This is a genomic window from Bradyrhizobium sp. McL0616, assembly GCF_049993385.1.
In the GTDB taxonomy this organism is placed as follows: domain Bacteria; phylum Pseudomonadota; class Alphaproteobacteria; order Rhizobiales; family Xanthobacteraceae; genus Bradyrhizobium.
This window is the reverse complement of sequence record NZ_CP188255.1, coordinates 6,186,896-6,200,777: the sequence shown is the minus strand read 5'-3', so window position 1 is coordinate 6,200,777 and position 13,882 is coordinate 6,186,896. Positions and strand designations below refer to the sequence as shown.

Genomic DNA, 13,882 nt, shown 5'->3' with positions numbered 1-13,882 from the left:
TCGTGTCTTGATCATCGGCGGCACGGGGCAGGTCGGGGATGCGGTGATGCGCGCTCTCACAGCGGAGCCGTCGTGCGCCGAAATCGTGATGGTCAATCGCAGGGAGGCTTCGCTCAAGGCCAATTCCCGCGTGCGACAGGTGATCCTGGATACGGCAGCTCCACAATTTTTGGCCGAAGTGACCAGGCTTGCGCAGGACATGATCGCGCAAGGTGATCCCGTCTACGGGGCATCCTGTGTCGGTGTCGGCAAAGGCAGCTTGAATTGGAGCGAGGAAGAGTTGACGGCCCTCGAAATTGGCGTCGTCGGTGGCTTTGCGCGCGGTTGTCATGCCGGCGGCATCACGCGCTTTTCGCTGCTGTCGGCCGCGGGAAGCACCTCGAAGAGCAGGATTCGCTATGCGCGGATCATGGGCCTGAAGGAGGAGGAGGTCCAAAAGACAGGCTTCCAGCGCCTCGCGATTTTTCGTCCGGGAATTATTGGCGGCAATGTTCACACCCCCGGTTATGTCGCCTGGCTCGGGCGTCTCATTCCGGGATCGTTTGGCACGATCGAGCAGGACGATATCGGGCGCGCCTTTGTCGCCGAGTTCATCGACAGCTCGGCCCCGAACGGGGTGGTCTATCTCGAAAACGGAGCGATGAGGCAGAGGTCTCGTGCTTTGAAAGGTGCGCCAGCTTAGCGCTCGCAGAACAGGTTTCGCTTCGCTCAGCCCATCCAACGAGTTTTGCCCTTTGACCGCAGCCATCGCTTGCCATTTCAAGACCAATTGGTCTATATATTAGCCATGAGCCAGCCAGCCCCCGTGCAATTGCCCCGTGGCCGCCCGCGAAGTTTCGACACGGAAGCTGCCGTCGAGCGCGCGATGGATGTGTTCTGGTCGCGCGGCTATCACGCCACGGCGCTCCCGGACCTTCTTCGTGCGACGAAGCTCTCGCGTGGCAGCCTTTACGCCGCCTTTGGTGACAAGCACTCGCTGTTCCTGCGTGCGCTCGATCGCTACATTGCCATTGCCTTGACACGGATGGATGCCGAATTCGACCTCCGCAGAGAGCCGGTCGACGGCCTACGGGCCTACCTTGCCGGCTACGTTGACCGCAACAGCGGTGCCAATGGGCGGCGCGGATGCCTGCTGGTCGCCACAGCCATGGAACTGGCCGGCCGTGATGCCGACGTTGATCGTCGCATCGGGAGCTTTTTCAAAGCCATGGAGGCTCGGGTGGCTGGTGCACTTTCCCGTGCGAAGGCAGCGGGCAAGTTGGCCGATGGTGTCGAGCCTTCGAGTGCCGCCCGAATTCTCGTCTGTTTCGTCGAGGGCCTGCGGGTGGTCGGCAAGACGGCACCGACACGGATCATCTCGCAAGCGACCGTTGACGCTTTTCTCGACCGCTTCATCAGGTAGACACACCATGGACGTCTCCGCTGTTCGCACGCCTATATCTAGACCGAATGGTCTTGAAAAGAACGATGCCATGTCCGCCGTTCAGATCGTCTGCGCGGTGGTCGTCCCCTTGCTCTGGGGTTATCAATTCGTGGCCATCAAAGTGGGCGTTATGGAGTTTCCGCCGCTCTTCTTCCTCGCACTGCGCTTCTTCGCCATCGCGCTGCTGCTTGTTCCCTTTGTCAAAAGGCCCACGCGTCAACAGTTCGGCCCTATCGCAGCTATTTCGTTTTTCCTTGGTGGACTGAATTTCGGGCTCTTCTACGTTGGCCTCGGCCTCGGCTCGGGAAGCATGTCGGCCGTCGCAATTCAACTCGCCACGCCCTTCACCGTCCTGTTAGGTTGGCTGCTGCTCGCGGAGCGGCCGTCTCTCACCACGTCCGCTGGAGTGGTGCTTGCATTCGTCGGCGTGGTCGTGCTGGCGGCGGGGCCTGGTCTGTCGGCAAACGCGCTTCCGCTGCTGCTCGTGGTCGGTGCAGCCTTCGCATTCGCGGTGTCCAACGTCTTGACGAAACGCTACGGCCCTTTTGATCCCCTGATGTTGATGGGGTGGTCGTCGCTGCTCACGGTGCCGCAGGTCTTGGTGATGTCTTTGCTCCTTGAACATGGACAAGCGGCGAGCCTCGTCACCGCGGATCGACATGGCTGGCTGGCACTCGCCTATACAATCTTCATCGGAGGCATTGTCGGATTCGGCCTCTGGTTCTGGCTGATCGCCCGTTGCTCCATGAGCCGCGTCGCACCGTTCGGTCTGCTGCTTCCGGTGTTCGCTCTGATCTCGAGCGTGTTGTTTCTCGGCGACCGCATGACCCCGAAGCTGATAGTCGGTGGGCTTCTCGCGATCTCCGGCGTCGCCTTGACACAAATCAGATCGAGCGCGCGGCCAGTTTGAATCCGGAAGTCGTAGGATACGCATCGGGATCGTAGGCTCGATTGCACTTTTTGCCGCTGTGTTCGTGAGGCTGTGGTCGAGCTAATTTGCTGTGGCTCTCGTCGGTCATGCTGCTGACGCAATCCCTGTCTTATACGGCGAGAACTAAAACACTGTGCGGGGACCACTCTGGTTCCCACAACGGTTCCGTAGCCAGGTGTTGGCTCGATCCGCAAAAGATTGGCGCAAGTTCTAAACGCTCCCGCGTTTGCTTGACCATGTTGTGCGGCATCAGGAACCGAACGATCGAAAAAATCAAAGGAGATATAATGGTGTTCCGCTCGAGCGCCGCAATTTGCGGCGCCCTGGTTGCGCTTGCCGTTTCTGTTCCCGTTGCTCGAAGTGAAGCAGGTGAAGTCCACTCAAGCACTATCGTCATTGCCGCTTCTGGAGATGCGGTCGTGGGCGCAGCATCCACGTACAATCCGTTCAAGCCCGGCAGCGAGGAGGGCGGCCCGAACACAGCCTCCGGCGAGCGTTATGATCCCTCGGTGTGGACGGCTGCCATCAAGACGAGTTTGCGTCAGAAGTTTGGTGGAGTGCAATTTGGCGCGCGGCCGAAATTTGCTCTCGTCGAGGCCGTAGGCAAGAAGGTGATCGTCAAGATAAATGATGTGGGGCCGCTCAAGCCTGGCCGCATCATTGATCTCAATGAGCGGACGATGCGCCATTTCGATCCGAGCCTGGAGCTCGGGGTCATCCCTGACGTCACAGTCAGGCCGCTCTCCGGCGACGATTGGACCCCCGGACCGGTTGGCTGAACGTGAGCCCGCGGCCGGTTTTGCCGGCGATGGACGCGCTGTTATCCCGCCTTGGCGACGCGGCTCTCCGCCGCCCCTGATCGCAAGTTCCGGAAGAAGGTCTCCACCTCGCGCGACAGCGTCTCCGCCGTCGCGGTCAGGCTGCTCGCCGCCGTCAGCACGGAGGAGGCCGCTGTGTCGGTCTCGCCGATGGCGTCGCGCAGCGAAGTGATGTTGGCCACCAGCGTCTCGTTGCCCTGCGCGGCCGACTGCGCGTTGGACGAGATCTCGCGCGTGGCGGCGTCCTGCTGGCCGATCGCGCCGGCGATCGCCGAGGTGACGTCGTTGATCTCGCGCACCGCGCCGCCGATCTCGCGCACGGCGTCGACCGCGTTGCGGGTCGAGGCCTGGATCTTGGAGACGTTCTCGCTGATGTCGGCGGTCGCTTTCGCGGTCTGGCCCGCGAGCGCCTTGACCTCATGCGCGACGACGGCAAAGCCGCGGCCGGCATCACCAGCGCGGGCCGCTTCGATGGTGGCGTTGAGCGCAAGCAGATTGGTCTGCTCGGCGATCGCCTGAATGAGGGTGAGCACGCCGTCGATGCGTTGCGTGGCCGCGGCAAGGCTCTCGATCTCGGCGATCGACTTTTCGGTGCGCTGACCTGTCTGCTCGACCGCGCCTGCGGATGCCCGCACCTGGCGGCCGATTTCTTCGACGGACGCAGATAGCTCTTCGGCCGCGCCCGCCACCGCGGTGACGTTGTGCGAAGCCTGCTCGGTGGCGTTTGCCGCCGTGCCGGCGCGGCAGCTGGCATCGGCCGTGACGCGCGTGATGGTCTGCGCGGTCTCGCGCATGACGGTGGCGTTGTCGGTGAGGCCGCGCATGACCGCGCCGATCGCCTCGCGAAACGCCTCCACGGATTGCTCGATGTGGCAGGCGCGCTCCTCGCGTGCGGCGGAGTCCTGCGAGACCTGCGAGGCGAGGTTGCGGTTGCGCCCCATCGCGTCCTGGAACACCTCGATGGCGCGGGCGAGCGCGCCGATCTCGTCGGCGCGGCCAGAGTGCGGCACCACGACATTCTCGGCGCCGTCGGCGACCTGCTTGATGGTTGCGGTGATCGCAGCGAGCGGCCGCGCGATCGAGCGGGCAATGATGATGACGCCGATCACGACGAGGGCCAGCGCCACGCCGCCGAGGCAGGTCAGTACCAGCGACAGGATGCGGTTGGTCTCGGTCTGCTGCGCGATCTGCCTGGCGCGCTCGGCATAGACCTTGGACAGCGCCTCGAGGTCCTTATTCAGCGCCGAGCGCACGGCGCGGTTGGCGTCGTTGTCGCCCCATTCGCGGCCCGCGGCCGGGTTGATCTCGATGCCGCGGCGGACCAGCTCCTTGCGGAACTCGACGAACTGCTCGATGCGCTTCTTGAAGGTGGCGAACTGCTCGGCATCGTCTGCCTTGACGATGGTTTCCCAGCGCTTCACGACGTCGAGGATCTGCTCGTTGAACTTGAGCAGGCCTTCGCCGTATTTCTTCACCACCGCCGGCTCGGTCGACATGTAGACGCCGCGGGATTCCATCACGACCGCATAGACCAGCGAGTTGACGCGCTCGACATTCAGCGCGGCCGCATTCGCGGTCTCGATCGCGGCGGTCAGCTCGGCGCTGCGACGGCTGTTGTAGTCGGACAGCATCGCGATCGCCGCAGTCAGCAGCGCAAACAATGCGAAGATCGCGTAGAGCTTGTTGGCAAGCGTGAAACGGCCTGCCAGCCCGGTGGCATTCCCAGATCGGTCGGTTGTCATGATGTTCAGGGCCCGAATGGCCGGGAGCGGCCGGAGAGCGCGGTCGTCTAAAATTGATGCAAAACTATGCAGAATGAAGATGGACGCGGAGTTAACGCGCAATTCTGGGGTGTACGCCCCGGTCGCGGGAAATTTGAGCCAACTCAGTGATTTGGCGTGATCTTATCGGTCTGCGGCAGATTGACTCAGGGATCGGCCGGAATGCCCCAAACATCCGCGTGCACACAAGCCGCCAAGCGCGTATTCCCTGACGCCAGCGCCGCCTTCAACATGATCTGGAGTCGGTCATTGGCCGACGAACCCGCGGAGCTGCCTTTGGTCTACCGCCACGCCATCGACGCCACAACCTACACATTCCCCGATCTGCGCGACCTCCTCGCCAAGGCGACGCCGCCGCGCTCCGGCGATCGGCTGGCCGGCATCGCCGCTGGCAGCGCCGAGCAGATGATCGCGGCGCGGATGGCGCTCGCCGACGTTCCGCTCGGGCAGTTCTTGCAGGAAGCCGTCATCCCCTATGAGGCCGACGAGGTCACCCGCCTTGTGATCGATACCCATGACGCAAAGGCCTTGGCGCCGGTGGCTTCGCTCACTGTCGGGGCTTTCCGCGACTGGCTGCTGTCGGACGCCGCCACGCCCGACATCCTGCGCAGGCTGGGGCCCGGTATCACCCCGGAAATGGCAGCCGCCGTGTCGAAGCTGATGCGCAACCAGGACCTGATCCTGGCGGCGCGGAAATGCCAGGTGACCACCGCCTTCCGCAACACCATCGGCCTGAAAGGGCGGATGAGCACGCGGCTCCAGCCCAACCATCCCTTCGACGATGCCAGGGGCATCACCGCCTCGATCCTCGACGGCCTCCTGCTCGGGGCCGGCGATGCCTGCATCGGTATCAATCCGGCGAGCGACGACCCGGCCGTGATCGCACGATTGCTGCGGCTGCTGGACGAGATCATCGCACGGCTGAAGATACCGACCCAGGGCTGCGTGCTGACCCATGTCACGACGACGCTGGCGCTGATCGGGCAGGGCGTACCGGTCGACCTCGTCTTCCAGTCGGTCGCGGGCACCGAGGCCGCCAATCGCAGTTTTGGCATCGACCTCGCCTTGCTGAAGGAAGGGCGGGAGGCCGGGCTGTCGCAAAGGCGCGGCACGGTTGGCGAGAATGTGATGTATTTCGAGACCGGCCAGGGCTCGGCGCTGTCGGCCAACGCCCATCATGGCGTCGACCAGCAGACCTGCGAGGCGCGCGCCTATGCGGTGGCCCGGGCCTTCGCCCCGCTGCTGGTCAACAGCGTGGTCGGCTTCATCGGTCCCGAATATCTCTACGACGGCAAGGAGATCATCCGGGCCGGGCTCGAGGATCATTTTTGCGGCAAGCTGCTCGGCCTGCCGCTCGGGATCGACATCTGCTACACCAACCATGCCGAGGCGGACCAGGACGACATGGACAATCTGCTGACGCTGCTGGCTGCGGCCGGCGTCACCTTCATCATGGGGGTGCCGGGCGCCGACGACGTCATGCTGAACTACCAGTCGACCTCCTTCCACGACGCGCTCTATGTCCGCGACGTCTTCGGCGTGGCCCGCGCGCCGGAGTTCGACGACTGGCTGGCTCGGACGGGTATCGTGGGCGCCGATTTCCGGCTGTCCGGCGACGCAGGCCTTTTGCCCGATTTTGCCTCCCGGCTGATCGCCTGAGGGATGGATTGCACAAAAACTTCGCGAAAACCTGCCCCCGCCCGCGTGAACCGGGGAAACCATTGGTGCGTCTCACGAATTAGTTCGATGCCACAATATTGAGGAAATCCGGTCGCAGCGTTACGCTATGTGTCTGGTGACCTCGTCAGTACTGTTCGTGGAACGTGGTTGGGGGAAGTTCGATGCGCGCTGAAAGCAACGGAACGAGCCGGAATATCCTCTGCGTCTTCCCGCGTTACACCTCGTCTTTCGGCACCTTCGAGTACGCCTATCCGCTGACCGACGGTGTCCGCGCCTTCATGCCGCCGCAGGGGCTGCTGCTGCTCGCGGCCTATCTGCCGAAGGAATGGCAGGTCAAATTCGTCGACGAGAACCTCCGCCCCGCGACGGAGGAGGAGTTCGAATGGGCGGAAGTGGTCTTCGTCAGCGGCATGCACATCCAGCGCCAGCACATGAACGACATCTGCCGCCGTGCCCATGAATTCGATCTCCCTGTCGCGCTCGGCGGGCCCTCGGTCAGCGCGTGTCCCGATTACTATCCGTCCTTCGACTATCTCCATGTCGGCGAACTCGGCGACGCCACCAATGAACTGCTCGAGATCCTGTCACGCGACATATCGCGCCCGGAAGAGCAGGTGGTGTTGACCACCAAGGATCGTGTGCCGATGACGGAGTTTCCGATCCCGGCCTATGAGCTTGCCGATGTGAAAAAATACTTCCTCGGCAGCATCCAGTATTCCAGCGGCTGTCCCTATCAGTGCGAGTTCTGCGACATCCCCGGCCTCTACGGCCGCAACCCGCGCCTCAAGTCGCCGGAGCAGATCATCGCCGAACTCGACCGCCTGCGCGAATGTGGCATGACCGACACGGTCTATTTCGTCGACGACAATTTCATCGGCAACCGCAAGGCGGCGCTGGACCTGCTGCCGCATCTGATCGAATGGCAAAAGAAGACAGGTTATGTCGTGCGGCTCGCCTGCGAGGCGACGCTCAACATCGCCAAGCGGCCCGAGATCCTGGAAAAGATGCGCGAGGCCTATTTCATCACGATCTTCTGCGGCATCGAGACACCCGATCCCGACGCGCTGAAGGCGATGCAGAAGGACCACAACATGATGGTCCCGATTCTGGAGGGCGTGCGCACCATCAATTCCTACGGCATGGAAGTGGTCTCGGGCATCATCATGGGGCTCGACACCGACAAGGCGAATACCGCGGACGCGCTGCTCGCGTTCGTCGAGGAATCCCAGATTCCGCTTCTGACCATCAATCTGCTTCAGGCGCTGCCGAAGACCCCGCTATGGGACCGGCTGGAGCGCGAAGGGCGTCTGATTCAAGACGACGACGGTCGAGATTCCAACGTCAATTTCCTGCTCCCGTATGACGACGTTGTCGCGTCCTGGAAGCACGCCATGGGCGTCGCCTACGAACCCGAAAAGGTCTTTGCCCGTTTCCAGTATCAGTGCGACCACACCTATCCCCACCGCCTCAAGATGCCGGTGCCGGATGAGATGAAGACATGGCCCAACATCCGGCGCGGCCTGGTCATGCTGCGCAATATCTTCTGGAAGGTCGGTGTGCTCGGAAATTACAGGCGCGTGTTCTGGAAGTTCGCGCTGGGACGCATCAAGCGCGGCGATCTCGAAGGCCTGATCGGCTGCACTATGATCGCGCATCATCTGATCACCTTCGCGCGCGCGGCCTCCAGTGGCGAGCAGAACGCCTCGAACTACTCGCTGCGGCTGCGCGAGGCTGCCGTTCCCGCCGAATGACCGACAAGACCGTTCCGGTTCGTCCGACTCTCGACCTGCGGTCGCTCACGCCCGCGCGAGTCGCGCTCGGGCGCAGCGGCGCGAGCCTGCCGACAAAGCCGCTGCTCGATTTCACGCTGGACCACGCCCGCGCCCGCGATGCCGTGCATGCCGCCTTCGATGCGGCGGGACTGGTTGCCGGGATCAGTGCGCTCGGCCTTGCCGTTTCCGAGGTGAGAAGCCGGGCCGCCGATCGCAGGGACTATCTGCGCCGGCCTGATCTGGGGCGGCAGCTCGATGCCGGCTCCGCCGAGACCCTGGCGGATAGTGCCACCGCGCCGTGCCAGCTCGCGCTTGTCATCGGCGACGGATTGTCGGCGGCAGCGGTTCATGCCCACGCGGTCGCGCTGGTGAAGAGCCTGCTGCCGCTGCTCTCGGGCGGCGAGGCTGTCGCCATCGGCCATGTCGTCGTCGCCTCAGGCGCACGTGTCGCGCTCGGCGACGAGATCGGCGCCATTCTCGGCGCGCGCATGGTGGTGACGTTGATCGGTGAGCGGCCGGGCCTGTCCGCACCCGACAGCCTCGGCGCCTATCTGACCTTCGCGCCGAAGCCAGGCCTGACCGATGCCGAGCGCAACTGCGTCTCGAACATCCACCACGCAGGGCTGAGCTATGACGAGGCGGCCTTCAAGATCGCCTGGCTCGTCCGCGAGGGGCTGGCGCGAGAAGTCACCGGCGTGGCGCTCAAGGACGAGAGCGGCGATCTCCCGGCTCGAATTGGGACGATCCGGCCGGAATGACCGATATCAAGGGTCAAAATCGCCGCATGTTGATCCAATTTGTGCGCTTGCGCGCGCTTGCGAGAGGGCGTTTGGACCTGCTAAACCCATCGCGGCGATTTCCCGCGCTTTTTCAAAGGGCAAGCCTCCCATTTGTATGGCGTTTTCAAGCCGATATGCGGGGCGCAATAAGCTCACTGACCAAACCGATTTAGGAACTGGACAAGGCATGCTCGAAAAGCACCGCGAGAATGAGGTTCATGTCGACAAGGTCGAGCAGGGGCCTACGTCCTCCATCGCCTTCGGGCTTGAGCGCATCGGGCTGATCGCCGTCCGGGCGCCGATCGTCTCCTGCATCATCCTGCTCGTGCTGATCATCGGTGCCGTGTTCGGTATCCACCGCATCAAAATCGACGATTCGCTGTCGCAGCTGTTCCGCTCCAATTCCCGTGAATTCCACCAGTACGAAGAGGTGACGAAGAAGTTCCCGGCCGAGGAATTCGACGTCCTGGTTGTGGTTGAGGGCAAGAATCTGCTGGCGCGGAACAATCTCGAGAAGCTGCGCGACTTCGTCACCGACCTGCAACTGGTCGAGGGCACGCGCGGGCTGGTCTCACTGTTCTCCGCGCGCCAGGCGCCGGCGCCGGGCAAATTGCCGGCGGCGCTGTTCCCGGGCGAGCTGCCCGAGGGCGCGGCCTATGACAAGTTCATCGAGACCGTCAAAGCCAACGAGATCATCCGCGGCAAGCTGTTGTCGGAGGACGGTACGCTCGCGTTGATCGTACTTTCGCTCGATCCGGAGGTGGTCGCCTCCAGCAAGCTCACCAAGACCGTCGGCGACATCCGCGCGCTGATGAAGGAAGACCTCGGCGAGACCGGCCTCAGCGTGCAGCTCTCCGGCGTGCCGGTGATGCAGCTCGAGATCCGCAACGCGGTCGAGCGTGACGGGCTCACCTACAACATCCTCGGCATTCTCGCCGGCTGCGTCATCGCCATTATCTTCTTCCGCAAGATCTCCTTCATGGTGGTGGCGGCGTTCCCGCCGATGATCGCCATCCTGCTGGCGCTCGGCGCGCTCGGCTGGGCCAATTTCAATCTCAACATGTTCCTGAACGTGATGACGCCGCTCATCATGGTCATCAGCTTCTCGGATTCGATGCAGCTCACCTTCGCCGCGCGCGACCGGCTGATCGCGGGGCAGGACAAGTTCACCGCGTTCAAGAATGCGGTGCTGGTGGTGGGCCCGGCCTGTGTGCTGACGCACGGCACTGCCGGCATCTCCTTCATCGCGCTCCAGTTCTCCGACTCCGACCTGATCCGCAAGTTCGGCGAGGCGGGCCTGGCTGCGACCATCATCGCGCTGGTCGCGGTGCTGTCGCTGGTGCCGGTGTTCGGCGTGCTGTTGGTTCGCAACGAGAAAGTCTTTGCGACCAAGTTCCAGAGCGCGGATGCCGGCGTGCAGGCGCTGCGCAATTTCTGCTACTGGATCGCGGTACGCATGGTGGGCCGCCCCGGCCTGTTCAGCCTGATCGCGGTCGTGTTCGTCGCCAGCCTCGGCGTCGTCTACGCCAATCTTCAGCCGCGCTACCGGCTTGCAGACCAGGTGCCGGACAAGCGCCAGGCCGTCGCCGCGAGCAACCGGCTCGACGCCAAATTGACCGGCGCCAATCCGGTCAACGTCCTGATCCAGTTCCCCAAGGGTGAGTCGCTCTACTCGCCGGAGACCCTGCAGACCATCGCGGACGTTCACGCGACCGTGGAGAAGGCGGCCGGCGTCGGCAACGTCTGGTCGGTCGAAACCCTGCGCCGCTGGCTTGCGGAAAAGGCCGGCAGCGGCGACGTCGCGACGCTCAAGGAATATGTCAGCCTGATCCCTGAGCATCTGGTGCGGCGCTTCATCGATGCCGACCAGGATGCCGTCGTGGTCGCAGGCCGCGTGCCGGATATCGACTCCAGCGAGCTCTTGCCGGTCGTGGACAAGCTCGATGCCGAGCTCGACGCCGTCCGCAAGAAGCATCCCGGCTACGAGGTAGCGGTCACGGGTCTTGCCGCGATTGCCGCGCGCAACTCGGCCGGCATGATCGAGAAGCTGAACCGCGGGCTCACCGTCGAATTCGCGCTGGTCGCGATCTTCATCGGGCTGGCCTTCCGCTCCTGGGTTGTGATGTTCGCCTGCATCCTGCCGGGCATCTTCCCGGTGGTGATGTCGGGAACGGTGCTGTGGGCGATGGGCGAGGGCCTGCAATTCGCCAGTGTTGTCGCACTGACCGTTTCGTTCGGCCTGGGCCTGAGCGCGACCATCCACTTCCTCAACCGCCTCAGGCTGGAGAGCAAGCCGGGCGTCGGTTCGGCGCTCGCGGTGGAGCGCGCGACCGTGCTGGTCGGCCCGGCGCTGATCCTGACCACGCTGGTGCTGGCCTGCGGTCTCGTTGTCACCGTGTTCTCCGACCTGCCCTCGCTCCGGCTGTTCGGCTGGCTCAGCGCCTTTTCGATGGTGTCGGCGCTGGTCGCCGACCTCTTCATCCTGCGGCCGACGGCGATGTGGCTGATCAATCTGCACGCCAGGCTTCAGGGCCCGGACAAACCCGCGATCTGAGTGGGGCGGCACACGCCGCCCCACGATCACGCGTCGACGTGGACGATCCCGTAAGGATTGAACTTGAAATCGTCCTCGGCGTAGGCCGTCTCCCGCGAGAGACCGAGCTTGCGATCGTGGAGCGTCGCGTCGATCCCGCGCTCGGACATCTCGTCGGCGATCTCGTCCATGAGCTTCACCGCATCCCGGTCGCCGCCACGCGACTTCGCGACATAGACTTCCGGCAGCCCGACCAGATGGAAGCCGACGCTTTCGTTGTAGATTTTGCCGCCGAGTGGACGCTTCGCGAAAGCGAGGCGGCAGGTCCGGCTCATGGCTGCGGTCACGGCGAGGCCCTGTTTCGTCTCCGCCGCCGCCCTGCATTCGTCGGCGAGCTGCATCCATCGCTTGAGGCCGTGGGCTACGCCCGCGCTCTCGCCCTTCACCGCAGTAGCGCCGGCCTCGATCATCTCCTCGACGAAGCGCAAGGCTGCTGCCGAATAAGGGACCGCCTTCTGCTGCTCCAGCGGCGGACTCAGCACGTAGAGTACTGCTTTGTGGTTGGCCACGGCCGCTTCGTCGGCCGGCGACCATGCATCGGGAAAGACGCGATCCCAGCAGACGCCGAACGATCGCTCCATGTGCGGATCGGGCTTGGCTTGCGAATAGGTACGATCGATCTCGAAGCCGAAATCCGCGATGGTCTTTGCTGCCGCCTGCCGCGGACGCAGCAGGCTTTCATCCTTGCCGAGGAAGCAGAGCACGTGGCGCGGCTTGACTGATGAAGGCTGCATGTCCGCTCCATGGACTGACAGTTGATCGTTGGCCCACGCACGGTGAGTTGCGAAGAGCCCCAATCCCCAAAGCAGGTGTCTGCGAAATTCATCCATGTCAGCAAAAAGCCCCCGGCTCGCGAAAACCGGGGGCCTGTTCCTTATTCTTCGGGAAGGGCGATCAGCCCTTCGTCATCGTGATGTTGACGCCGCGGATCTCGCCCTTGGAGGAGATCTGCACCTCCTGCTTGGTGCCGTTGGTGCGCAGCGTCAGGTTCGCGGCAAAACCGTTGGCCTCGACGAACACGTCGATCTGGCCGCCGCCGGCGGTGCCCTGGAGATTGCCGAAGATGTTGCGGCTGGCCTCGCTCCAATTTCCGGAGATTCGGTCGCCCTGGCTGGTCACGTCGCTGGTGAGGTCGAACTTGTAGCTGTCGGACGCGCAGTGCAGGGCTTGCTTCAGGTTGAGGCCGGTGCCGCCCACCTTGTAGTCCGCCTTGCAGCGGATGTGCTCGGTGGAGCCGTCGGACAGCGCCACCGTGCCGGTGCCGGTCCACGCGCCGTCGAAACCGGCAAACGGCCCGGACGACTGAGCGTGGCTCGCCGAAACCGAGAAGAGCAGCGCCGCCCCAATGCCGGCCGCCTTGATCGCCTGTCCAGATCGTCCAAAGAATTTCATCATAAATATCCCGTTTTGGAACGACGCCCGCTCATGACAGAACGTCTCGCCACATCGAAAGTTTAGTGTTCCGAGCCCGTGTCAGGTTCAAGCCTAACCCGCCACGATGTCAGGCGCGCAAAGCGCTCTTGCCATGGTCTGCCGCTGGATTCCGTCCGTTTCTGTATGTTTCTGGCCGAAAACGCGGATTGGACAGATGCAGCGCTGCAACAGGTGCCCTGCAAAACGCCGCCTGCCCGAATTATGACGTAGTATCAACCTCTTACATCTGCCAATGAAGACCGAGAGAAGACCTGATCTGGTAAGGGTGGCGCCAATTTGGCCGCATTTACCAGCGCTTGTGCCTTCTCCGGTGTCGCTGTTTCCGCGGCAACTTGCCATCAGAACAATCTGTTCCCGTCGTCCACCTTGTGGTGTCCGGGATTGGTGCGATTCTGCCGTCAGAATGAAGGAATACAATGCGTAAGCTTCTCGTCGCTCTCACCCTGCTGTCGGCATCCCTCTCTACGGCTGCGTTCGCCCAGCAGGGACGTGGCACGGACTCCGAGCAGAAGGCCTGCACGCGCGACGTGCAGAAGTTTTGCCGTCCGGTCATCGACCAGGGCGATTTCACGATCCTGGCCTGCCTCAAAGAGAACCGGGCCAAGATCTCGCAGGCCTGCGACCAGGTCCTGAAGAACCACAACCAGTAAGCTCGGCCGCTGGCCTACAAA

The 13,882-nt window shown here is 63.3% G+C and carries 12 protein-coding genes; 9 read left to right on the top strand and 3 right to left on the bottom strand.

The annotated features are described in order from the left end of the window. Positions 1 to 7: 7 nt before the first annotated feature. The 4 genes from ACPPVR_RS30000 (at position 8) to ACPPVR_RS29985 (ending at position 3,133) form a co-directional block, all read left to right on the top strand. Positions 8 to 682, top strand: a complete 675-nt coding sequence (locus tag ACPPVR_RS30000) for a hypothetical protein (protein WP_426610164.1) — start codon at positions 8 to 10, stop codon at positions 680 to 682. Between the two features lie 105 nt (positions 683 to 787). Continuing rightward, complete coding sequence (locus ACPPVR_RS29995) at positions 788 to 1,402, top strand: TetR/AcrR family transcriptional regulator (RefSeq protein WP_426610163.1); 615 nt, start codon at positions 788 to 790, stop codon at positions 1,400 to 1,402. Positions 1,403 to 1,472: 70 nt separating this feature from the next. Beyond that, positions 1,473 to 2,333, top strand: coding sequence for a DMT family transporter (locus ACPPVR_RS29990; RefSeq protein WP_426610162.1), 861 nt, complete (start codon positions 1,473 to 1,475; stop codon positions 2,331 to 2,333). Positions 2,334 to 2,641: 308 nt separating this feature from the next. Then, positions 2,642 to 3,133, top strand: a complete 492-nt coding sequence (locus tag ACPPVR_RS29985; protein WP_426610161.1) for a septal ring lytic transglycosylase RlpA family protein — start codon at positions 2,642 to 2,644, stop codon at positions 3,131 to 3,133. Between the two features lie 41 nt (positions 3,134 to 3,174). Here the strand turns inward: ACPPVR_RS29985 and ACPPVR_RS29980 are convergent, their stop codons facing one another. Beyond that, the gene (locus ACPPVR_RS29980) at positions 3,175 to 4,914 is read right to left on the bottom strand and encodes a methyl-accepting chemotaxis protein (RefSeq protein WP_426610160.1); all 1,740 of its coding nucleotides are present in this window, start codon (positions 4,912 to 4,914) and stop codon (positions 3,175 to 3,177) included. A 315-nt stretch (positions 4,915 to 5,229) separates the two neighbouring features. Between ACPPVR_RS29980 and ACPPVR_RS29975 the strand changes: the two genes are divergently transcribed. From ACPPVR_RS29975 to ACPPVR_RS29960, 4 genes are all read left to right on the top strand, one after another. After that, on the top strand, positions 5,230 to 6,612 hold the full coding sequence (locus tag ACPPVR_RS29975) for an ethanolamine ammonia-lyase subunit EutB (RefSeq protein ID WP_426616209.1): 1,383 nt from the start codon (positions 5,230 to 5,232) through the stop codon (positions 6,610 to 6,612). 182 nt (positions 6,613 to 6,794) lie between these two features. Beyond that, the gene (locus ACPPVR_RS29970) at positions 6,795 to 8,384 is read left to right on the top strand and encodes a B12-binding domain-containing radical SAM protein (RefSeq protein ID WP_426610159.1); all 1,590 of its coding nucleotides are present in this window, start codon (positions 6,795 to 6,797) and stop codon (positions 8,382 to 8,384) included. Further along, on the top strand, positions 8,381 to 9,163 hold the full coding sequence (gene eutC / locus ACPPVR_RS29965; protein ID WP_426610158.1) for an ethanolamine ammonia-lyase subunit EutC: 783 nt from the start codon (positions 8,381 to 8,383) through the stop codon (positions 9,161 to 9,163). The genes ACPPVR_RS29970 and eutC overlap by 4 nt, the downstream gene beginning before the upstream one ends. A gap of 208 nt (positions 9,164 to 9,371) precedes the next feature. Continuing rightward, the gene (locus ACPPVR_RS29960) at positions 9,372 to 11,738 is read left to right on the top strand and encodes an efflux RND transporter permease subunit (RefSeq protein WP_426610157.1); all 2,367 of its coding nucleotides are present in this window, start codon (positions 9,372 to 9,374) and stop codon (positions 11,736 to 11,738) included. A gap of 26 nt (positions 11,739 to 11,764) precedes the next feature. On the opposite strand, the gene ACPPVR_RS29955 is transcribed toward ACPPVR_RS29960, so the two are convergent. Next, positions 11,765 to 12,607: a hypothetical protein gene (locus tag ACPPVR_RS29955; RefSeq protein ID WP_426610156.1), complete on the bottom strand. Its 843-nt coding sequence runs from the start codon at positions 12,605 to 12,607 to the stop codon at positions 11,765 to 11,767. Positions 12,608 to 12,671: 64 nt separating this feature from the next. Then, entirely contained in the window at positions 12,672 to 13,169 is a 498-nt protein-coding gene (locus ACPPVR_RS29950) for a hypothetical protein (RefSeq protein WP_426610155.1), read from the bottom strand. Between the two features lie 458 nt (positions 13,170 to 13,627). Between ACPPVR_RS29950 and ACPPVR_RS29945 the strand changes: the two genes are divergently transcribed. Further along, entirely contained in the window at positions 13,628 to 13,861 is a 234-nt protein-coding gene (locus tag ACPPVR_RS29945) for a hypothetical protein (protein WP_247496571.1), read from the top strand. The last annotated feature ends 21 nt before the right edge of the window (positions 13,862 to 13,882 follow it).

Excerpts from the sequence above, each read along its gene's own strand:
- ACPPVR_RS29995 (WP_426610163.1), top strand. The coding sequence starts at position 788 with ATGAGCCAGCCAGCCCCCGTGCAATTGCCCCGTGGCCGCCCGCGAAGT.
- ACPPVR_RS29990 (WP_426610162.1), top strand. The coding sequence starts at position 1,473 with ATGTCCGCCGTTCAGATCGTCTGCGCGGTGGTCGTCCCCTTGCTCTGG.
- ACPPVR_RS29985 (WP_426610161.1), top strand. The coding sequence starts at position 2,642 with ATGGTGTTCCGCTCGAGCGCCGCAATTTGCGGCGCCCTGGTTGCGCTT.
- ACPPVR_RS29980 (WP_426610160.1), bottom strand. The coding sequence starts at position 4,914 with ATGACAACCGACCGATCTGGGAATGCCACCGGGCTGGCAGGCCGTTTC.
- ACPPVR_RS29970 (WP_426610159.1), top strand. The coding sequence starts at position 6,795 with ATGCGCGCTGAAAGCAACGGAACGAGCCGGAATATCCTCTGCGTCTTC.
- eutC (WP_426610158.1), top strand. The coding sequence starts at position 8,381 with ATGACCGACAAGACCGTTCCGGTTCGTCCGACTCTCGACCTGCGGTCG.
- ACPPVR_RS29960 (WP_426610157.1), top strand. The coding sequence starts at position 9,372 with ATGCTCGAAAAGCACCGCGAGAATGAGGTTCATGTCGACAAGGTCGAG.
- ACPPVR_RS29955 (WP_426610156.1), bottom strand. The coding sequence starts at position 12,607 with ATGGATGAATTTCGCAGACACCTGCTTTGGGGATTGGGGCTCTTCGCA.
- ACPPVR_RS29950 (WP_426610155.1), bottom strand. The coding sequence starts at position 13,169 with ATGAAATTCTTTGGACGATCTGGACAGGCGATCAAGGCGGCCGGCATT.
- ACPPVR_RS29945 (WP_247496571.1), top strand. The coding sequence starts at position 13,628 with ATGCGTAAGCTTCTCGTCGCTCTCACCCTGCTGTCGGCATCCCTCTCT.